The organism is Xanthomonas sp. WCS2018Noco2-27, from assembly GCF_031843525.1.
Lineage (GTDB): Bacteria > Pseudomonadota > Gammaproteobacteria > Xanthomonadales > Xanthomonadaceae > Xanthomonas.
On sequence record NZ_JAVTIK010000001.1, the window covers coordinates 1031651 to 1054273 of the forward strand.

The 22623-nt window shown below is 64.4% G+C and carries 8 protein-coding genes, 1 other RNA gene and 1 pseudogene; 2 read left to right on the forward strand and 8 right to left on the reverse strand.

Going from position 1 to position 22623, the window contains the following annotated elements:
* Positions 1-327: 327 nt before the first annotated feature.
* Positions 328-10533: an autotransporter-associated beta strand repeat-containing protein gene (locus RQH86_RS04545; protein ID WP_311238869.1), complete on the reverse strand. Its 10206-nt coding sequence runs from the start codon at positions 10531-10533 to the stop codon at positions 328-330.
* A gap of 729 nt (positions 10534-11262) precedes the next feature.
* Here RQH86_RS04545 and RQH86_RS04550 point away from each other — a divergent pair.
* Positions 11263-13074: an EAL domain-containing protein gene (locus RQH86_RS04550; protein WP_311238894.1), complete on the forward strand. Its 1812-nt coding sequence runs from the start codon at positions 11263-11265 to the stop codon at positions 13072-13074.
* Positions 13075-13191: 117 nt separating this feature from the next.
* Here the strand turns inward: RQH86_RS04550 and RQH86_RS04555 are convergent, their stop codons facing one another.
* From RQH86_RS04555 to RQH86_RS04565, 3 genes and pseudogenes are all read right to left on the reverse strand, one after another.
* Positions 13192-14112 carry a M14 family metallocarboxypeptidase gene (locus RQH86_RS04555; RefSeq protein ID WP_311238868.1) on the reverse strand — a complete coding sequence of 307 codons (921 nt, stop codon included), beginning with the start codon at positions 14110-14112 and terminating at the stop codon, positions 13192-13194.
* A gap of 79 nt (positions 14113-14191) precedes the next feature.
* A pseudogene (locus tag RQH86_RS04560) lies at positions 14192-14736 on the reverse strand (DUF892 family protein).
* Between the two features lie 406 nt (positions 14737-15142).
* Positions 15143-15400, reverse strand: coding sequence for a KGG domain-containing protein (locus RQH86_RS04565; RefSeq protein ID WP_005990975.1), 258 nt, complete (start codon positions 15398-15400; stop codon positions 15143-15145).
* 486 nt (positions 15401-15886) lie between these two features.
* On the opposite strand from RQH86_RS04565, the gene RQH86_RS04570 reads away from it, so the two are divergent.
* A non-coding RNA gene (locus RQH86_RS04570) (sX9 sRNA) lies at positions 15887-15961 on the forward strand.
* A 170-nt stretch (positions 15962-16131) separates the two neighbouring features.
* Here RQH86_RS04570 and cobA read toward each other — a convergent pair.
* From cobA to nirB, 4 genes are all read right to left on the reverse strand, one after another.
* Positions 16132-16929 (reverse strand): uroporphyrinogen-III C-methyltransferase, encoded by a 798-nt coding sequence (cobA, locus tag RQH86_RS04575; protein WP_311238893.1) that lies wholly within the window; start codon positions 16927-16929, stop codon positions 16132-16134.
* A 65-nt stretch (positions 16930-16994) separates the two neighbouring features.
* Positions 16995-19793 carry a molybdopterin-dependent oxidoreductase gene (locus RQH86_RS04580; protein ID WP_311238867.1) on the reverse strand — a complete coding sequence of 933 codons (2799 nt, stop codon included), beginning with the start codon at positions 19791-19793 and terminating at the stop codon, positions 16995-16997.
* Complete coding sequence (nirD, locus tag RQH86_RS04585; protein ID WP_311238866.1) at positions 19790-20155, reverse strand: nitrite reductase small subunit NirD; 366 nt, start codon at positions 20153-20155, stop codon at positions 19790-19792. The genes RQH86_RS04580 and nirD overlap by 4 nt, the downstream gene beginning before the upstream one ends.
* A complete protein-coding gene (gene nirB, locus RQH86_RS04590; protein WP_311238892.1) occupies positions 20152-22569 on the reverse strand; it encodes a nitrite reductase large subunit NirB in 2418 nt (805 codons plus the stop codon). The genes nirD and nirB overlap by 4 nt, the downstream gene beginning before the upstream one ends.
* Positions 22570-22623 lie beyond the last annotated feature (54 nt).

The window sequence follows — 22623 nt, forward strand, 5'->3', positions numbered from 1 at the left end:
TGGGCTTGCACGCTACGAAGGCACTCCAGGAGATGCCACGGCCTGCAGAAAACGCTTGAAAAGCGCTGCTTTCGACCGATGCGGGACTGCGGCAATGCACGCCACCGACGTGATGTGCAGTCGATCCCGGCCGATGCTCACCGGCTGGCCCGCACATGATTGCCGACACGCTTGCGCTGGTCGAGACAGAGCGCAAGCCACGAGCAAACCGGTACCGATCGGTTACTTCATCGACGACGACGCGTCGATACGCACCCGGCCAAGCAAATAGTCACACAAAAAAAGCCCCGGCATGCCGGGGCTTTGTCGTTCACTGTGTGGAGCCGATCAGAAACTCCAGCCCCAGGTCACCTGCCCCCCATACGCGGTCTGTCCATCGCCGTTGAGTCCTTGCAACGACAGCGACAGGCGGCTGTTGGGCGAAGTGATCAGGCTGACCCCCAACTCACCGATGGCGGCATTCTTGGCCAGCGTGACGCTTTGCACTGCGAACTCCGAGCCAGTCCCGATGAAGCCCGCCGAGCGCTGCACTGCGCGATCGCCGAACGCATGCCGCCAACCCACCGAGGCATACAGCGCGGCCTGCCGACCAAGCTCCCAACGCCCGCGCACACCCAACGTGCTGGTGGTGAACGTGTCCGTGGCACTGTCGACGGTCAGCCCGGCGATCCCGCCGCGCTCGTCAAATCCATCGGTCTTCAGATGGGTGTAGTCGGCGGCTATGAACGGGCTGTACACCGCATTGCCGGTGCGCAGATTCCAGGACGCTTCCACCGACACCGTTACCGCAGTGGCGTCGTATTCGCTGGTGAGCCGTTCTTCAAGCACGCCGGGCAGCATCACCCGACGCGAGCCGTCCACGCTGTAGTCCGCATAATCCACGGCGCCCTGAAGCGAAAACGCGGACCAGTCGGCCTGCCCATACACACCGACGTGCGTGCCATCGATGTCGGAGCGGTCGCCCCACTCGCGCGACCAGCTTTCGATGTCCTGGCTGCCCACCGCAACACCGAGCACGCTGCGCTCGCCGATGCGACGTTCTGCACCGGCCATGATGCCGTTGTCTTCGCGGCGCACCGAAATCGCATTGGCATCGCCATCGACGCGGTTGGGCAGGCTACGCCCGGTAATCCACACCGTGGTGTCGCCGATGCGGGTGTCCTGGCTATCGCCGCGCAGATGGCCGCCGATACCGCTATTGAGAAAGCGGCTGTCCAGCATGGCGGTCGCGGTGCTGGCATGGCTTTCACCCGACAGCGATGCGAAGGCGGTGGCGATTGCCTCCGGGTCGTCCGGCAGACGTATCACCGCCTGATACACCGGGCTGGTCACCGGCAGGCCATCGACTGCGCCAGCAGTCGACTGCTGGTTGGGCGTGGTCACGGCATCCACCATGCCAACGGTATTGCGGCCCAGCGATACCGACAGCGCCGTTGCAGTGGTGCTGACGTTGGGATCCATAAACGCGTAGTCGGACACGACGTTGGTGAATTGCCCAGTGAGCCCGCCGGCCGCGTTGATCACCGGAATCTCGGTGAACAATGGCAGGTCGACCGCACGCACCAATACCAACGTGCTGCCCGGTGCTAGCGTGGCCGCGCCGCCTACCGTCAAAGGCGTCACCGCACCGCCCGTACCGGGCGTGACCTGCACCGTGGAGCCAGGTCCGATGGTGGCGTTGCCGACCACACTGATCGTGCCGGTGGTGCCGCCCATGGCCAGAGTGCCGCCGGTCGTGGTCAGGCTGCCGATACTGCCGCTGCCGGTCAACGTACCGCCCGGCCCCACCGTCACCGGACCGCCGATGGCGGCACCCGGGTTGGCCGGGTTGCCCACGCTCAAGGTGCCTGCGGTGATGGTGGTCGGGCCGGTAAAGCCGCTGCTGTTGGCAGTAACCAACAAGGTGCCGACGCCGTCCTTGAGCAGGCTGCCGGTGCCCGACAGCGTGCCTGCATAGGTGCCGTTGGCGTTCTGCAGGAACACCAACGCACTATTGTTTGCGATGTTGCCCTGCAGGCTGTCGGTGTCGCCGATCAAGCTGCCCGCATTGATCGTGGTGCCGCCGAGATACGCGTTGACGCCATCCAGCGTGACCGCACCGCTGCCGTTCTTGATCAGCGCACCGCTACCGGTGATGTTGCCGGCAAAGGTGCCGTCGCCGGCCTGATCGAACACCAGCACTGCGTTGTCGAGGATGTTGCCTTGCAGGCTGGTGGTAGTGCCTTGCAGTGTGCCGCCGGTAATAGCCGTGCCGCCGCTATAGGTATTGGCACCGGCCAGCGTGAGCACGCCGGCACCTTGCTTCACCACGTTACCGGTGCCGCTGACGACGCCTGTAAAGGTACCGTCGGTGGTCTGGTTGAAGACCAGCGTGGCATTGTCCACTACATCGCCCTGCAAGCTGGCGGTCGTACCGATCAAGCTGCCGGCACTGACCAACGTGCCGCCGGTGTAGCTATTGGCACCGGTCAGTTGCAGTGCGCCGGTGCCGGCCTTTTCCAGCGAGCCGCTCCCACTGATCACGCCGGCATACACACCGCCGATGGCCTGGTTGAACACCAGCGCCGCGTTGTTGACGATATCGCCCTGCACGCTGGTGCTGTCGCCGATCAAGCTGCCGGCCGCAATGGTGGTGCCGCCGCTGTAGCCATTGGCGCCGTTGAGCAACAGCGCCCCGGCGCCGTCCTTGATCACGTTGCCGGTGCCGGTGATCGAGCCGCTAAACACTCCGTTGGCTGCCTGATTGAAGACGACGGTGGCGTTATCGACAATCGCGCCCTGCAAGCTCGCGCTATCGCCTGCCAGCGTGCCGGCACCGACCGTGGTACCACCGGTGTAACTGTTGCTGCCGTCCAGCGTCAGCGTGCCGGTATTGGTCTTGATCAGTGCGCCGCTGCCACCGATGGCGCCGGCAAGGGTCAGATCCGCCGGGTTGTCGACGGTGAGCGCGGCACCCAGATTGACCGCATTGCCCAACGCAGCAGCAATCGCATTGCTGAGCACCGAATCGCCGGTCACCGACAGCGTGCCGACACCCAGGGCGGTGTTGCTACCCACCGCCAACGTGCCGTCGTTCAACACGGTGCCGCCCGCGTAGCTGTTGTTGCCGCCGAGCGTGAGCGTGGTGGTGCCGTTCTTGATCAAGCCGCCCGCACCACTGACCGGCCCGGACAAGCTCAGGTCGTTGCTGCCGATGAGATTCAACGCACCATCCAGGATCACTGCATTGCCTACCGCCACTGCCTGGTTGCTATCGAGGCTGGTGCCCGCTGCTGCGGTCAACGCGCCGGTGCCGAGTGCTTGTGCATCGCCCAGCACCAGCGTGCCGCCACCGAGCGAGGTGCCGCCGGTGTAACTGTTGGCTGCGTCGAGCACTAACGTGCCGGTGTCGAGTTTCTGCAGTGCGCCTGCGCCGCCGATGGCGACATCGATCGTGCCGGTCACGCCGGGGTCGACGCGAATGATGGTGTTGGCGGCATTGGCGCTCAACGCACCGGCACCGCCATCGCTCAGCACATAGCCATCGGTGACGAACTGCATGCCGGTGATGCCCTGGGTGCCCTGCACGGCCACAGTCCCGGCAGTGCCGGCAAACACCGCGAAGCTGTTCTGCCAGGTGTCATTGGCCAGGCCGTCGATCGATGTCCAGTTGGTGCCGCCGGCCGTCCATGCAGCGGTGCCGCCATCGATGCTGCCGTTGGCGACGGTTTGCGCACCATCCCAGAACTGCACGTTGCTGCCTGGCGCCAACACCACCACGTTGACCTGCTGGGCCAGTGCGGTCTGCAGCGTCAGCTGGGTCGGGTCCACGGTGCCGGGTAGCGTGCCGATGCCCAGGCCGTTGTCGGTCAGCGCCCCGCTGTAGTCGATCAGGCGATACACACCGGTGCCGAAGCCGCCGATGTCGGTGATGTTGAGCGTGCCATCCAGCGTAAGGTCGCCGTTGACCTGCAGCACTCCCGTCAGACTCGGGATGCCCAGGAATGCATCGAGCGTGGCGTTGGGCGCCATGCTCAAACTGCCGGTGGTCAGCAATGCACCACTGCTCACCACCAGACGGCCGCCATTGTTGACGGTGACCGCCGCATCGACCACGCCGCTGCCGCTCAAGCTGCCGCCCGCGCCAACGCTCAGGCCACCAGCGCTGGCCAGCGTGCCATCCACATCCAGCGTGCCGCCGAGGACCTGCGTGGTGCCGCCCAGCGCGCTGGTGCCGGTGAGCTGCAATGTGCCGGTGCCCACCTTGTCCAGGTTGCCGGCGCCACTCAAGCTGCCGGCAAACGTACTGCCAACGTTGTTGACGCCCAGCTGCAACGTGTTGCCGCCGAGGATGTCGACCGCACCCAGCCCGGTCACCGCGCCCAGCGCTGCATTGCTGCCCAACGACAGCCCGGCACCCGCGGCGATATCCACCGCGCTGGTGGTGCCCAGGTTGCCGGTGGCAGCGGTGGCCAGCACACCGGCCTGCACCGCCACCGGACCGCTGAAGCTGTTGGCGCCGGACAAGGTCAAGGTGCCCAACCCGGTCTTGGTGAGCGCACCCGCACCACTGAGCGTGCCGGTCAGTGCCAGATCCGCGGCACTGGCGATGGTCAGATCCGCACCCAGGTTGACGCTGTTGCCCAGCGCCAGTGCGATCGCATTGCTCAAGGTGGAATTACCCAACACCGACAAGCTGCCGACACCCAGAGCGCTGTTGCTACCCACCGCCAGCGTGCCGGCATTCAATACCGTGCCGCCCGCGTAGCTGTTGTTGCCGTCGAGCGTAAGCGTGGTGGTGCCGTTCTTGATCAAACTGCCCGCACCGCTGACCGGCCCGGACAAACTCAGGTCGTTGCTGCCGATGAGATTCAGCGCGCCATCCAGGACGACCGCATTGCCCACGGCCACTGCCTGGTTGCTATCGAGGCTGGTGCCCGCTGCTGCGGTCAACGCGCCGGTCCCGAGCGCTTGTGCATCGCCCAGCACCAGCGTGCCGCCACCGAGCGAGGTGCCGCCGGTGTAACTGTTGGCTGCGTCGAGCACTAACGTGCCGGTGTCGAGTTTCTGCACGCCACCGATGCCGGAGATGTCTACATCGATCGTGGCGGTGGCGCCGGGGTCGACGCGGATTGCGGTGAGGGGGCTGGTCACCGCCAGCGTGCTCGCACCGGCATCGTTCAGCACGTAGCCATCGCTCGCAAACTGCAGGCCGCCGATGGTTTGCGTGCCCTGCACGACAACCGTGCCGGCAGTGCCGGAGAACACTGCAAAATCGCCCTGCCAGGTGCTGTTGGCGGAGCCGTCCTGGCCAGTCCAGTTGGTGGCAGTGCCCCATACACCTGAGCCGCCGTCGACGGTGCCATTGGCGGTGGTCTGCACGCCGTCCCAGAACTGCACGATGCTGCCCGGTGCCGCGACCACCAGATTGATCTGCTGGCCGATCGCGGTCTGCAATGCCAATTGGCTGATATCGACGCTACCGGGAATGCTGCCGAACAGCACGCCGTTGTTGGTCAGCACACCGGTGTAATCGATCAACCGATACACACCGGAACCGAAGCCGCCGATGTCGATGACATTGAGTGTGCCGTCCAGGGTGAGATTGCCGTTGACCGCAAGCAGGCGCGTAGTGCTCGGCGCCGCAAGCGACACGTCCATCACCGCGCCCGGTGCCAACGTCAGCCCGCCCATGCTGAGCGACGCACCGCTGCTCAATGCCAGCCGGCCGCCATTGCCGATGGTCACATCGCTACCGATGCTGCCGCTGGGGCCGGTACCAGTGAGCGTGCCGCCAGTTGCCACGTTCAACGCGCTCGTACCCAGGCTGCCCACCACGTCCAGGATGCCGCCGCTCACCTGCGTGGTGCCGCCGATCAGGCTGGTGCCGAGCAGGTTCACAGTGCCCGGGCCGACCTTGTCCAGATTGCCGCCACCGCCCAGGCTGCCGGCGAAATTGCCGCTGCCCAGCTGCAAGGTGGCGCCGGCATCGGTATCGACGTTCCCCGCACCGGTGAGTGCATTGATCAGGCCACCGTTGGTCAGGTTCAACACCGCACCGGCTGCCACATCCACGTTACTGGCATTGCCAAGCGATGCAGCCGTGCTGGCCACCACGGTGCCAGCCTGGATCGCCAGCGGGCCGGTATAGGTATTGCTGCCGCTCAGCGTCAAGGTGCCGAGGCCGGTTTTGGTCAGCGCGCCCGCGCCACTGATGGTGCCGCTGGCCAGCATGTCCGCCGTGTTGTCGACGGTGAGCGCTGCCCCCAGATCGATGCCATTGCTCAAGGCCACCGCGATGGCGTTGCTCAGCACCGAATCGCCAGTGACCGACAAGCTGCCGGTGCCGAGTGCGTTATCGGCCCCCACCGCAATCGTGCCAGCGTTGAGCGTGGTGCCGCCGCTGTAGGTGTTGCTGCCATTGAGCGACACGGTGGTGGTGGTGGTGCCGTTCTTGACCAGACTCCCGGTGCCGCTGATGGTGCCGTTCAAGCCCAGGTCGTTGCTGCCGATCAGCGAGAGCTGGCTGTTCAATTGCACGCTATTGCCGAAAGCCAGCGCAGTGTTGGCATCCAGTTCGCTGACGCCACTGACCACCAGGCCGCCCACGCCCAAGGCTGCAGCGTTGCCAAGCACCAGGCGGCCGGCGTCCAGCGTGACGCCGCCACTGAAGGTGTTGGCGTTGCCCAAGGTCAATGTTGTCGTGCCTTGTTTAGCGAGACTACCGGCGCCGCTGATCACACCGTCCAGCGTGATGTCCTGCGTGCCGGGCAGCGTCAATGCGCCGTTCAAGGCAAGCGCATTGGCCAGCGTCACCGCCGTGGTGGCATCGAGCGTTGTGCCGCCCGCAGCGGTGAGCGTGCCGGAACCCAAGGCGGTGTTGCTGCCAACCACCAACCCGCCGGATTGCAGCTGCAACCCGCCGCTCCAGGTGTTGTTGCCGGTGAGCGTGAGCGTCTGCGTGCCGCTCTTGATCAGGCTTCCCGCACCATCGATCACATCAGTGAGCGTGAGCGCCTGGCCATCGATGCCGAGCGCGCCATTCACCGTGACGGCATTTTGCAAGGTCGCGGCGATAGCGGCGCTGAGCAGCGTGCCATCGGCCGCGATGAGCGCGCCGCTCCCGAGCGCCGTGTCACTGCCGACGATCAGCGAACCGGCATTCAACAGCGTGCCGCCGGCATAGCCATTGTTGCCGGTCAGCGTCAACGCGCCAGTGCCCTGTTTGATCAGGCTGCCCGCACCGCTCACTGTGCCGGTCAGATCGAGCGCGTTGTTGCCGGTCAGCGACAGCGCACCGTTCAACACGACGTCATTGCCCACTGTGGCTGCAGTGGTCGCCTGCAACTGCGTGCCGTTGGCAGCGGTCAACACGCCGCTTCCCAATGCCGCCCCGCTGTCGATCAGCAAGGCGCCTGCATTGAGATCCACGCCGCCGGCAAAGGTGTTGGCGCCGGTCAGCGTCAGCGCAGCGCTGCCGTTCTTCACCAGGCCGCCGACACCGCTGACGACGCCATTGAGCGCCAGGTCCTGGCTGCCGCCAAGCTGCAGATCGGCATTCAGCACGACGTCGTTGGCGAGCACGCGTGCAGCGGTGCTATCGAGCAGGCCGCCGGCAACGGTGAGGCTGCCTGTGCCCAGTGCGGCATCGCTGCCCAGCACCAGGCTGCCCGCAGTCAGCAGCGTGCCGCCGGTGTAGGTGTTGTTTCCCGCCAGGGTCAGGCTGGCGGGGCCGAGTTTGTCCAGGCTGCCGACACCGCTGATGCCGCCATTGAGCGTCAGCGCGTTGCTGCCGCCGATGCTGACCAAACCCGTCAGCGCGATGGCGTTGGCAAGCGTGCTTATCGCGACGTTATCCAGCGTGGTGCCGGCTGCTGCGGTCAATGCGCCCACACCCAACGCTGTGTCGCTGCCGACGACAAGCCTGCCCGCGCTTAGCGATGTGCCACCGGTATAGAGGTTGTTGCCAGTGAGGGTGAGATCGCCGCTCCCGGATTTGACCAGGCTGCCGGCACCGCTGATGCCGCCACCCAGCGTCAGCGCCTGCGTGCCATTGAGCGTCAATGCATTGGTGTTCAATGCGATTGCATTGGTCAACGTGGTGGGCGTGGTGCCCTGCAGATTGGCGTTGCCGGTCAAGCTCAGCGCACCGGTGCCGAGCGCACCGTTATTGGTCACCTGCAAGGTGCCGCCGGCAAGCGTGGTGCCACCGCTATAGGTGTTCAAACCACCCAAGGTGAGCGTGCCGGTGCCGAGCTTGCTCAACGCACCGGTGCCGCTGATCGCACCACTCAAATTCAGCGCGGTGCCATTGCTGGCTACGCCCAGCGTGCCGGTGAGCGCAAGCGCATTGCCCAGCGTCGCTGCAGTGCTTGCATCAAGCACACCGCCGCTGGCGGTCAAGGTCCCCGTGCCCAGCGCAGCATTGGAGCCGACCACCAGGCGCCCGGTGCTCAGCGTGGTGCCACCGGTATAGCCGTTGATATTGGTCAGCGTGAGATCGCCGGCACCGCTCTTGATCAGGCTACCGCTGCCGTTGATGGCGCCGCCAAGGGTGAGCGCCTGCGCGCCGGTCCAGCTCAATGGCCCGGAAAGATTGACCGCATTGGTTACCGCCAACGGTGCGCTGGTGCTGAGACTGGAGGCGCCGGTGACATTCAACGCGCCGGTGCCCAGTGCGGACGCAGTCCCCAATTGCAGGGTGCCCGCTGCCAGCGTTGTGCCGCCGCTATAGGTGTTGGCGCCGTTGAGCGCCAGTGTGCCGGTGCCGGTCTTGTTGAGACCGCCGGTGCCGGCAAGCGCACCGGTCAAGGTGAGTGCATTGCCGCTGCCACCCAGGCCCAGTGTGGTGTTGAGCGCAAACGCATTGCTCAAGGTCAACGGTGCAGTGGTGTCCAGCAGACCGCCTGCTGCAGTGACGGTGCCGGTGCCGAGCGCGCCGGAGGTTTCCAGCACCGTGCTGCCCGCGCTCAGCGTGGTGCCGCCGGAATAGGTATTGGCGCCGCCAAGTGTGAGCGTGCCAGTGCCGGTCTTGTTGAGTGCACCGACTCCGCTGACCACGCCGCCGAGCCGCACGGCATTGGTCCCGCCAATGCCCAGGTTGCTGTTCAATACAAAGGCGTTGGCCAGGTTAAGTGCGGCACCGGCCAGCAGGCTGCCGCCGGACGCTGTGACGGTGCCTGTTCCCAAAGCGGCGCTATTGCCCGCGGTCAGCGCGCCGCCGCTCAGGTTGACGCCACCGCTGAAGGTATTGGCGCCGGTCAGATTCAGTCCGCCGGTACCGGCCTTGGTCAGCGCCCCCGTGCCTGTCAGCGTGCTGCCGATGGTCAGCGCATTGGTGCCCTGCACCGTCAAACCGCCCGCCGCGATCGCAATACCGCCGGCCGGTGCCAGCGTCAGACCGGCAGCGGTGGCTTCGAGCGTGCCGCCGTTGGCTGTGATCGCCGTGCCCAACTGCGCGGGTATCGCAAATTGCAGGACACCGCCATTGAGTGCGCTGCTGCCAAAGTTGCTTGCGCCGCCCAGCGTCCAGGTCCCGCTGTTGACGCGCAGACTGCCGAAATTGATGTACTGATCGGTGCTTGCCGCGCCGACACCGGTAATGCCGCTACCGGTTCCTGTGGCGGAATTCTGCAGGATCAGCGTGTTGGTTCCGCCCGCACCGCCATCCACCACGCCGGTACGTGCAAAGCTCAGCAAACCGCCTGGACCAAGCAATTCCAGTCCGAGTCCGCCAGCGCTGTTGATGCTTCCGCCCGTCACTGCGGTGAAGGTATTGGTGCTGTTGGCGCCCATCGACACGCTGCCGTTGATGGTGCCGGAATTGACGAAGCTGTTGCCGGTAGCCGAGCTCTGAAAGCCGACGCGTCCATCGATGGTGCCGGTATTGACCGCATTGACGGTGCCGCCGCCACTGACCGCGATCACCGGCGTGTCGGCACCCAGCACCGAGAGATTGAGCAACGTCCGGCTGCTGATCAAACCGGCATTGTTGATCTGCACGACGCCATTGCTGGCAGAGGTCAGGCCCAACGCCATTCCATCGAGATTGAGCAGATTGGCGCCCAGCAACCCGCCGGTCCCGTAGATGGTGCCGCCGGACAGATTGTTGGCAATCACCGATGTCGAACTTGCGTTGCCCATGGTGACGCCGGTACTCAACACCGACAGCAGACCCAGCACGGACGGATCGATGGTGCCGCTGTTGTTGAGCGTTGCATTGGTGCCACCGAGCGCGATGGCGGTACCGCCCAGCAAGCCAGCCGTCATCTGCGTGCTTGCCGCAACGTTGACGGTCAGATTATTCGCGTTACTAGAAAAAGCATTGCTGACGATCGGCAGACCGGTGCAGGTGACGGTTGCGCCGGCAGTCGGCAATGCGGGTGTGCACGCACCCCAGGCCAATGCGGGTGCGGCGGCCCCCACCGCCAGAACCACCAGGCTGGGCAATGCACGGCGCGTCGCTCCGGGCTTACGTCGACGCCGCACCAGTTCATGCGTCACGACCCAATTGCCAATGGCTGCGTTCCAGACCAGCGCAAATGCACGATTCATTTTGATTCCCCTGATTGCCGCGCGATAGATCAGCGCGCACACATGCGCGCCTTCAAAAGACGAAAGTGGATTAAAGATTCGGTGGATTTAAAGCGTGACTCGCTTCAACCCGCTCGCTCATGAATGAGAGTGGTTAATACCAATCCCTGGTAAACACGTTGCCAAATTAATAGGCGAATCGCCTCAATTGAACTGTGCGGAGTATCACTAACCACGCACTCGCGCGTTACACGGGCATAAACTGTCGACGTGTTTACTTGCGCCCGCTTCAAACGCTTGAACGGCCGCCTTTAAAGCAGCCACAGCCCTGCCAGACGGGCGAAACAGCTAAAATCAAGACGCATTTCACGGTGATCCATGCCAATGCATTGGTTGAGTCCGAATCACCGAACCAGCCAATACGCATTACACCGCGTGATAGCGGTCCGAACCTTATGAATAGAAGAGGCAGCGAATATGTCGTGTTGCGAAAGAACGGAATCACTGCCAGTGGTCTGCCTGAGTCCGGTTGGATCGATATAACCAATCCACTCTCGACGCCGGTCGGTGGAATGCGGTATTTGTAGAGACCAGCCCAAAGTGAGACGAGCAGCCTTTATCGATTACTTGTTGTGCCTGCTTACGGAAGTGCGCGCTATTGCGCGCAGGATTCGTGCGTGATGGCGGCATCACGCTCCCGGCTCATCACCCATTGGTGACCTCGAATTGTTTCTAGTGGCCCTGCAGTGTGTGATCTTCAACACGGAACCTGACGACATGACGCTTGCTTCGGCAGACAAAACACAGGAACGCCACTTCGATTGGTCCGGAGTGCCAATCGATCTCGGCGGGATGGAGCCGCTCGAACAGATCGCTCGCCTGCTGTGCCATGCGCTGGTCGCGCCAGCGGCGGCGTTGACCATTACCGAAGCCGGCCGCATGCGGGTGCTTGCGGCGCGCGGGATCAGCACCACCCAGGTCGAACAAGCCATCGCGCTGTGTCAACGCGCACCGGCCGCTGCCAATGGTGTGACGGAGTTGATCGAAGGCGCCGCACTCGCGCCGATTCAATTGGGCGATGCGGCGTTTCCCGGATTGCCAGCACGCTTTATTGCGTGCGTGCCGGTCGGTGCGCCGCAGGCCGGCATCACCGGCACGTTATGCGTGATCGACACGCGCGAGCGCCGCCTCGCCAGCCAGGAACATCAGCAGCTACTGATGTTTGCCAATGTGACGGCAGCGCAGCTGGAGCTGCAATTCGGCGCGGGCCGGCGTGAGCCGCACAGCGGCCTGCTCAACACGCGGCAGCTGCAATCGGATCTGGATGCGCTGGCCTTCGGCAGCCACAGCGTGCCGACCATTGCAGCTTTTATCGAGGTCTACGACACGCAGGCGGCCAACGAGGCGCGCCAGGCACTGGGCATGCAGCCGCTGGAAGAGCTGATCCGTCACGCCAGCTATGTGCTGACCCGCGCCCTGCGGGGCAAGGCCACCGTCTATCACGTTGCGTCGATGCGTTTTGCGTTTTTTCTGCTCAACTCGGCGCCCGACGAGATGGAAGACTTGCTGCTGGATTTACGCGACATGCTGCAAAAGCCGTTCGATGCCGCCGGGGTGCCGATGTCGCTGACCTTCCATGCCGGCGTGGTGCGCTTTGCACCGCAACAACCAGATACCAACGATGTGATGCGCAAGGGGCTGGTGTCGCTGGGCGATGCCATCGGCAACAATGCCGTGGTGTGCTGGTATAGCGCCTCGCAGGACGATGCCATCCAGCGTTCGTATCGGTTGGCGCTGGATGCGGAAAAGGCGCTGCAAGCCGGCGATTTCCGGTTGGTGTTCCAGCCGCGTATCGATCTGGACGATCTGTCGGTCGTCGGGTTCGAGGCACTGCTGCGCTGGCAGCATGCCAGCCTGGGGCCGATCGGTCCGGACGAGTTCATTCCGTTGTTCGAAAAGACCGCACTGATGTGCACGGTCACCAACTGGGTGATCGAAAGCGCATTGCTGCAGTTGGCGCAATGGCGAGCGCAAGGCCTGGATTTTTCCATCTCGATCAATCTGTCGTCGCGCGATTTCGGCAACATCAATCTGGCCGCCGACGTGATCAATCGCTGCAAGGACCTGGCCATTCCGACCACGCGGGTCGAGCTGGAAATCACCGAAGGCCGCTGGTTGCGCAGCAACGTGGAAGCCGTCCCGCGCCTGCGCGCCCTGCGCGATGCCGGCGTCAGCGTGGCCATCGACGACTTCGGTACCGGCTACAGCAATTTCGGGTATCTCACCGAGTTGCCGGTCAACGTGCTCAAGCTGGACCGCTCGCTGGTTACCGGCATTGCCAACAAGGCCGGCATGCAGATGCGCGCAGAAGCAGTGGTGCGACTGGCCAGCGCGCTGGGCTATCGCACCGTTGCCGAAGGCATCGAGCATGCCGACGAGATTGCGTTGCTGCGCAGCTGGGGCTGCGATGAGGCGCAGGGATATCTACTGTCCAGGCCGATGGAGGCGCAGCTGGTGGCGGCCTATGTGCAGGACGCCAGGGTGCAGCAACGCCTGCCTTAAGCAAAAGCCGCGTGATTGCGCTGGATTACATGCCAGTCGGCACCGCTTGCTCGCATGCAGCACGCTGGCGGCTGAAGCGCGTCCCAAGCCCGCGCTCACGCTGCTGCCTAAGTGTCTTCACCCTTCCGAGAGTGCGTAATCCAGTGCCGCACAAATCGCCGCGACCTGTGCGGCGTTGCATTGCTGCGGCGTGGCGCGTGGGCTGTCCGGGTACACCTCGGTGGTGGTGCGATAGCGCGCAGCGGTGACGCCGGCACACAGGCCCAGGCGTCGCACCGGGTAGTTGATCACCCCATGACCCGCGACCGGCGCACCGATGATCTGACCCTGCGCATCGGCTGGCGCGATATGCGTGACCTGCTCCACTGCCGCGATCACCGCCTGCTGAAATGCGGGCTGCGGGTCTTCGCTATCGCCCACCAGGTAGAACCCGTCCGGAATGCTGCCAGGCACGAACGGTACGCCATCGCGTGCCGCCAGCGCAGGCCGGAACTCGCTCTCATCGCTGTCGGTGGTTTCGTGCAGGTCGATATGCACCAGCATTGTGCCAGCGGTTGCGGCGACCAGTTGCATCAAGGCCGCCGACTCTGCAGCCTGGCTGTTGTCGCGGAATGAGCGATTCGGGTCGACCGCGTCGGCGTTCCAGCGCTGGATACGCTCATAGCCCCAGGGATTGACGCATGGCGCCACCAGCAGATTGATCCTGCCCACATACTCTGCAGCGCGTTGCTGCAGAAATAGCAGCGCGCCTTGCACGCCACTGGTCTCGTAGCCGTGCACGCCACCGGTGACGAGTGCGCACGGCAGCGTGTCGTCCCACGCGGCACTGCGCAATGCCAGCAGCGGGTACTGCATGGAATCCGCCACGATGCTGCCGTAGTGCACGCGTTGGTAGCGCTCATCCAGTGCATCGATGACCTGCACAACCTCGGCGGCGTAACTGCGTTGCACCACTTGTTGCGCGCGCCATGCGCTGCGTTCGCCATCGCCCCACGCCTGGCCAGGAGTACCGATCGGATAATCGAGCTGCGTTGTCATGATCGAGCCGGGTTGCCAAAGAGCGTCCAAGGGTAAGCGCTCGCCGCGCAGAAAGAAAAAGCCCGCATTCTCAAGATACCTAGAGCATCAGCGCTGGCGGCCACTGTATGGCAATAAGGTGTGGGATGGCATCGCGAACCAAGAACTCTTCGATCAGCGCGGGCAGAAGTGCAAGCAGCCAGTCGGCAATCTCCTGCTCCTGCTCCTGCGGCAGAGTCTGCCAGCAGACACGTTGTGCCTGGACTTCGCGCATGGTCTTGGCTGCACTCGGTAACGCGGTGGACGCGGCGATCTCCAGGTTCTCGAGCAGTTAGCTGGCAAGCACGTTCTCGACGACCTCATCGAAGGTCGTCACACCCCATGGCCGGGCCGAACACAGCCCTGTTGTGCTCATTGTGTCCTTGACCGCCGATGGCGATCCGTCAAGCGTTCGATGCACGATCCCACTAGGTATTGCTGGCCGCGAGGTTGCTCAAGATGCTGCTCGACGCGCGCCTTGAGTTGCCGCTCTTGCTCGATGCGCCCGGCCTGGGCCTTGCCCGGCGGTCCGGCCTGCCGCTTCGTTGCGCACGCGTCGCGCAACCCGTGCATAGCGCTATCGCATCTGCGCTCTGGACCAGGCATCGCACGCGGGCGGGCGCGTTGTCGGTCTTGTGATTCGCTGCCGAGACCGTTCTGAGCACTCGCCTCATCGCGTTGCAGATTCTGCAAGGTCTGCAAATTCTGCCGACGCCAGACTGTTTGATCACCAGAGGCGGAAAATTTGCACTGCAATCGATGGCGAGCACGTGCAGGTCTGCAAAAATTTCCTGGGCACTTGTAATGCGTTTTGCATCAACCAGTTATGGACTTGGCAGCGCGAACAGTGCAGCGATCGCGTGTGCCGATGTCATTTGCGTGCAATCGATTGCTTGTCGGCGCGTGCGCTTCGTGGGCTTGCGCCTTAAAAAAGCAGGCCCTGCGCCGTGACGGCGCAGGGCCTGCATCCCCTGAATCAATGACGGCATGCTATTGCATGCCCAACCGTTGACTACGCGGATTCTTCCTGCGGCTTGGCCTGCTTGGACCGCCCGCCCTTGCTGCCGATACGCGACATATGATCGCGATCGCGGCTCACGGCCTGGCCACCCTTACGACCGGCTTCGCGTGCCTCGTCGCTGGTGAATTCGTGCGCATTACCGCTGGCGTGTGCAGCCTTGCCACCGCTGCTGGCCAGCACGCGACGCTTCTCCGGGTCCAATGCGGCAAAGCCACGCCGGCTACGAGTACTGTTCTGTCCGTCTTCCACTGTGCCTCCTCTCGATGCATCGGGTACGTCATTCGGTGAGGGGCTTAACGCAACATTCGTGCCAACCCAAAACACAGGCCAAATGGGGGCAGACGAGCACATGCAGGAAAAAACGGCTGCGCTCGCTGCGCAAATCTTGCACACCTCACGCGCCTGGAGCCGCCGCATCACGCTGCAGGATGGGTAGCGCTACCAAAAATGACGAAACAGATGTCGCCAACGACAGGTCGGCCGCGGCGATAGCGCGTACCGACGGACGAGCGTCCACGACGGGAGCCACGATTCGGACCAGCATGGTCTGCGCTACATCCTGCCGTGTCGGATGGTTGATGCACCCTGCACTGCAGGGACTGACAGAACGAGCCGTCGTCAGTTGCGCGCAGCCGGCATGCAGGATCGGCTTGAGTGCGCAATGCCTGCTCTAAGCGCAACTGACAAAACGATTGTGCAGCCGCCAGGCGGGCGCGGCCGGTGCGAGGAATCGGCATGTACCACGCGCACCTTCGGTTTTGAGCGCGCCGTCCACACCTACCTGACGACTGCTCGCTGAGGTTTTCAGCCGCTCCAAACCGCCTCAGCGTGTCCGGTGGCCGCTGATCGTTGTGTCTTCAAGCTGGCTGACCGATCAGCGGTCAGCGATAAGCAGTCAAAACCACACACACCCAGCATCGGCGGATAAGCCTGCTCGAGCAAAATCGCTCGCGTCGTGCTGCAATTAGAACGTGCGCACGCTAGACAGCACACGCATCATGCAGTGCGCCACGATGCGCCGCGTAGCGCTTACCCCACTGCCTGTGTTGCAGTACCGCACCAAAGCGATCGTCGCAGGCCACCGACGCTTCGGACAACGCATCGCCCACCAGCAGCAGGGTCGGCAGACCGGGCAACAGCGCTGCCGCGGCATTGCCCAGGTCGCCCAGTGTGGTCAGCCTGCGCTGCTGCTCCGGCCGCGTGGCCGCCTGCACGATGGCGGCCGGCGTGCTGGCCGGCAGATGCGCCAGCAACGCCGTCGCTAGCGCGTCTGCACGGCGCAACCCCATATAGATGCCGAGGGTTGTGCCGCTGGCCGCCAGCGCGCCCCAGTTCGGCTCACCATGGTCGTGCGTGTGCGCGGTGACAAACGTGATGCCGTGGCAATGGCTGCGATGTGTCAATGACACTTCCAGCGACGCTGCGGCGGCAAACGCGGCGCTGACGCCATTGATCACCTGCACGCCCACGCCGGCGCGTCGCAGAAAACCGATTTCTTCGCCCGCACGGCCGAACAACAACGCATCGCCGCCTTTGACGCGGACGACGCGCAAGCCCTGCAACGCATAACGCCGCATCAGCCGGCAGATAAACTCCTGCGGCGTGGAGCGGCAACCACCGCGCTTGCCCACGCGGATCACGCGCGCCTGCGGTGCCAGCGTGACGATGTCGGGGTTGGCCAGGTCGTCGAGCAACAGCACCTGCGCCACTGCCAGCGCCTTGACCGCCTTGATGGTGAGCAGCTCCAGATCGCCGGGACCGGCCGACAACAACACCACATCACGCGCGCAGGAAGGTGTGACTGACATGAGAGATCTCGCAGTGTGTGGAGGGATGAGGTGCATCAGGCCAGCCGCGGTTGGCGGCACAGCCTGGTCAGTTGCGGAACGCAGGAACCGCAGACGGTGCCGCAGCCCAGGCGTTGCTTGAGCTGCGCCACGTCGGCGCCATCGTCGATGGCCGCATGAATCGCGGCGGCCGACACCTGCATGCAGGTACACACGATCGGGTCGCTGGGCGCGGAAGGCGTCGGTGCGAACACGGCCAGCCGTGCACCCCGCCAGGGCTTGCCGGCCAAGGCGACCGTCAGCAGCGACTGATTGGCATCGCTGGGGTATGCGGCAGTCAACAGCAGGCCATCGATATGGCTCTGCCCGTCCTGTGTGCGCCAGCCAACGCGGCGCATCAATCCGCGGCGCAGATCGCGGTATTCCAGGACGTCGGCGCCGGCCGGCAACTGCAGCGCAGCCACCAGACGATCGATCCAGGCAGGATCGGGCGCGCGCTCACAGGCCGCATGCAGCACCGCCCACTGCCCACCGGCATCGGCCAAGGGTTCGGCATGCAGACGCAAGCTCGCGTAGCCGCACTCGCGCAGCAGCGGTTGCAGTGCCTGCTGCAATGCCAACGCATCACCGCGGCGTGCCGCCAGCAGATGCCAGCCGAACGCCGCCTTCTCCACGCGTACTGCCGCGTGTTTGAGCTCCGGCTGGTGCGAGCGCGCATCCACCGCCGACGTGCTGACCTCGTTGATGCCGCCGCTGGACAGCGTCTGCCCGCTCCAGTGCATTGCGGCAAAGACGGTTCCGGAGCGCAGTTCGTCCGACAACTCCAGCGGCAGCACCAGCGCACCACGCTTGCTGGCCACCTGTACCAATTCGCCAGCCACCAGCCCGCGGCGTACGGCATCGTCCGGGTGCATGCGCAATGACGGTTCCGGGCTGTGCGCATAGGCCGCGGCTACGCGCCCGGTGCGCGACATGCCATGCCATTGGTCGCGCAGGCGACCGGTGAGCAGGCGCATCGGAAAGCGTGCCGAGGTGGCTTCTGCCACCTTGCGATACGGCGTTGCATGAAACCGCGCACGGCCATCGGCAGTGGCGAACACTCCATCGGTGTAGCGCCGTGCCTGCCCTTGCATGGCCCCTGCGGGAAACGGCCATTGCTGCGGGCCATTGTCCAGCACTGCGTAATCCAGGCCACCGATGTCCAGGTCGCGCCCTACCGTCAGCGCACGATGCTCATCGAAGACCTGTGCGGTGCTGTCGAATGCAAACAGGCCGGCGCCTGCGGCGGGCGCCAGCAGTGCCTCCAGTCGACGCGCAACTTCGTTGGCAATCCACCAATCGGCACGCGCCTGCCCCGGCGCTTCCACTGCCTTGCGCACGCGGGTGATGCGGCGTTCGGAGTTGGTCACCGTGCCGTCCTTCTCGCCCCAGCTGGCCGCCGGCAGCAAGACGTCGGCATAAGGCACGGTGTCGGTGCCGGAGAAGGCATCCTGCACGATCACCAGTTCGGCTTGTTCCAGCGCGGCGCGAATGCCGGCCACTTCCGGCATCGAATGCACGGGGTTGGTACAGACGATCCACACTGCCTTCAAGGTGCCGGCGCGCAGGCGCTCGAACAACTCCACCGCCGGCGTGCCGGGGTTCGGCGAGATGCGCCCCGCCGGCACGCCCCAGAGCTGCTCCACTTCGGCACGATGCTCCGCGTTGCCGATCTCGCGGTGCGCCGCCAGCATCGTCGCCATGCCGCCTACTTCGCGCCCGCCCATCGCATTGGGCTGGCCGGTCAGCGAAAACGGCCCCGCGCCCGGCTTGCCGATCTGACCGGTGGCCAGATGCAGATTGATCAACGCAAGATTCTTGTCGGTGCCGTGCGCCGACTGATTCAAGCCCATGCAATACAGCGACAGCGCCGCCGGGCTGCGCCCGAACCACTCGGCCGCCTGCACCAGGTCCTCGTGCGAGATTCCGCAGATCTCGGCGCTCATGCGCGGGGTGTACTCGCGCAACATCCGCTTGAGGGCATCGAACTCCTGCGTGCTCGCCGCAACGAAACGCGCATCCACCAGACCCTCCCAGATCAGGTGATGCAGCATGCCGTTGAACAAGGCAACGTCGGTACCGGGTTCGATTGCAAGGTGCAGGTCGGCCATGGCCGCGGTATCGGTGCGCCGCGGATCGATCACGATCCAGCGAATGTCCGGGTTGCGTGCGCGTGCGTCTTCGAGCCGGCGAAACAGCACCGGATGCGCGTACGCCATGTTGCTGCCGGCAAACAGCACCGTGTGCGCCAGCTCCAGATCTTCATAGCAGGTCGGCGGGCCATCGGCACCGAGCGCAAGCTTGTACCCGGTGACCGCGCTGGACATGCACAGGCGCGAATTGGTATCGATGTTGTTGGTGCCGAGCAGGCCCTTGGCCAGCTTGTTGAAGACGTAATAGTCCTCGGTGAGCAGCTGCCCGGACAGATAGAACGCCACCGAATCCGGGCCATGTTCCTTGACGATGGCAGCCAGCTTGCTGCTGACATGCTGCAGGGCCTGATCCCAGCTCACCGGCGCACGCGGTGCCTGCCGATGCCGGCGCAACTCCGGCGCAAGCACACGCCCCTGCGTGCTTGCAACGGTCTGCGGCAACGCCAGACCCTTGCTGCACAGACGGCCGTGATTGGCCGGATGCAGCGGGTCGCCTTCGATGCCCACGATGCGCTCGCCATCGGCGTCGTGCTCGCTGTGGATCAGCACGCCGCAACCCACACCGCAGTAGCAACAGGTCGAACGCGTGATGCGATGCATCGGCGCTGCCATGTGCGACTGCGCTGCCGTGGCAGACGACGCGGCCTGCAGGCCTTCGCTCATGTCGCCGGCTCGGTCACGGCATCCGGCTGCGACACCGGCTGCAACACGATCCACACGGCATCGGCTTCCACCTTGACCGGGTAGCGCGGCGCGCAGCCCACGTCCGGTGCGTGGGCCTGCCCGCTCTGCAAGCCGATCGCCCAGCCATGCAATGGGCAGGTCACGGTGTCGCCGGCCACGATCCCTTGCGACAACGGCCCGCCCTTGTGCGGGCAACGGTCGCGCAGCGCAAACACCTGGTCGCCGGCAGTGCGGAAGATGGCGATCGGCGGCAGCCCATCGACTTCCAGCACGCGTGCGCCCAGTGCCGGCAGGTCCTGCAATGCGCACACGCGCACCCATGCGGCGTTGTGCATGCTCATTCCTCCACCGTTGCGGCTGGCGCGGCGATGCGCAGCGGTTGGTATTCCTGGCGCCGCTCGCCGGCGATGCGCGCCTTCCAGGGATCGACCAGGCCTTCCAGCGAATACAACAGCCGCTCGTACAGCGCACGCCGGTTGGCGGCGTCGTCGACTACCTGCGCACGGATGTAATCCAGCCCCACGCGTGCGATGTAGTGCACGGTGCGATCCAGGTAATAGGCCTGTTCGCGATACAGCTGCAAAAACGCACCGGTGTATTCGCGTACTTCCTCAGCTGTGGTCACCTTGACCAGGAAGCGCGCAACCTCGGTCTTGATGCCGCCATTGCCGCCAACATGCAGTTCCCAGCCCGACTCCACCGCGATGATGCCCACATCCTTGATGCCGGATTCGGCGCAATTACGCGGGCAACCAGACACCGCCAGCTTCACCTTGTGCGGGCTCCACATGTTGGCCAGCATGGTTTCCAGATCGATGCCCATCTGCGTGCTGTTCTGGGTGCCGAAGCGGCAAAACTCGCTGCCCACGCAGGTCTTTACCGTGCGGATCGACTTGCCGTAGGCATGACCGGACGGCATGCCCAGATCGCGCCACACATCCACCAGATCTTCTTTCTTGACGCCAAGCAGATCGATGCGCTGGCCGCCGGTCACCTTGACCATCGGCACCGCGTACTTGTCGGCGACATCGGCAATGCGGCGCAGCTCGCTGGCGTTGGTCACCCCGCCTTTCATCTGCGGAATCACCGAGAAGGTGCCGTCTTTCTGGATGTTGGCGTGTGCGCGCTCGTTGATGAAACGCGATTGCGGGTCGTCGATGGCTTCATGCGGCCAGGTCGAGAGCATGTAGTAGTTGATCGCCGGCCGGCAGGTGGCGCAGCCATTGGGCGTGCGCCACTCCATGAAGGCATAGGCCTGTGCGTGGGTCAGAAGCTTGTGTTCGCGAATGGCACGGCGCACTTCGCCATGACTCAAGTCGGTACACGCGCAAACCGCCTTGGTTTTCGGGGTTTCCTGGAAGTTGGAACCCAGGCAGTTCATCAGGATCTGTTCGACCAAGCCGGTGCACGAACCGCAGGAACTGGCCGCCTTGGTGTGCTTTTTCACCTCGTCCACAGTGAACAGGCCTTGCTCACTGATCGCTTTGACAATCGTGCCCTTGCACACGCCGTTGCAACCGCAGACCTCATCGCTGTCGGACATCGCGCTGGCACGGTCCTGGCCGCCGGTGCCCGAGTCGCCCAACGCGCTCTCGCCGAAGATCAGTTGGTCGCGTTGCGCCTGGATCGGCGTGCCGTCCTTGAGCAACTTGAAGTACCAGCCGCCATCGCTGGTGTCGCCGTACAGGCACGCCCCCACCAGCACGTCGTCGCGGATCACCAGCTTTTTATAGACGCCGCCGGCCGGGTCGGACAGCACGATTTCTTCGCAGCCATCGCCGCCCATGAAGTCGCCGGCCGAGAACAGGTCGATGCCGGTGACCTTGAGCTTGGTCGATGCCACCGAGCCGCGATAGATACCGATGCCAAACTGCGCCAGATGGTTGGCGCAGACCTTGGCCTGCTCGAACAACGGCGCGACCAGGCCATACGCAATGCCACGATGGTTGGCGCACTCGCCCACCGCATACACGCGCGGGTCGAAACTCTGCAGGCTGTCGTTGACCACGATGCCGCGTGAGCAATGGATGCCGGCTTCTTCGGCCAGCCGCGTGTTCGGGCGGATACCGGCGGCCATCACCACCAGATCGGCGGGGATCTCGCTGCCGTCGGCAAACTTCACTCCGATCACTTCGCCCTGCGCATTGCCCAGCAGCGCGCTGGTGACGGTATTGAGGCGGAACTCCAGCCCGCGTGCGCGCAGTGCCTGTTGCAACAGGTTGCCGGCCACCGGGTCGAGCTGGCGCTCCAGCAACCAGCCGGCCAGGTGCACTACGGTCACGTCCATGCCACGTACTTTCAACCCGTTGGCCGCTTCCAGACCGAGCAGGCCGCCACCGATCACCACCGCATGCTGTCTGCTGCGCGCGGTGTCGATCATGGTGCGGGTGTCCTGGATATCGCGATACCCGATCACGCCTTTCAACGTATTGCCAGGAATCGGCAGCACGAACGGCACCGAGCCGGTGGCGATCAACAACCGGTCGTACTCGGCTTCGGTGCCATCGGCGGCGATCACGCGGCGGCGCACGCGATCGATGCGCGTCACTTCCTTGTTCAAGTGCAGATGGATGCCGTTGTCGCGGTACCACTGCAGCGGATTCAACACGATGTCGTCGAACTCCTGCTCGCCGGCCAACACGGGCGAGAGCAGGATACGGTTGTAGTTGGGATGCGGCTCGGCCCCGAACACGGTGATGTGATACATGCCCGGCATCAGCTTGAGCAGTTCTTCCACGGTGCGGATGCCGGCCATGCCGTTGCCGATGACGACGAGTCTGGGTTGCTTCATTGCCTGGATTCCTGTCGA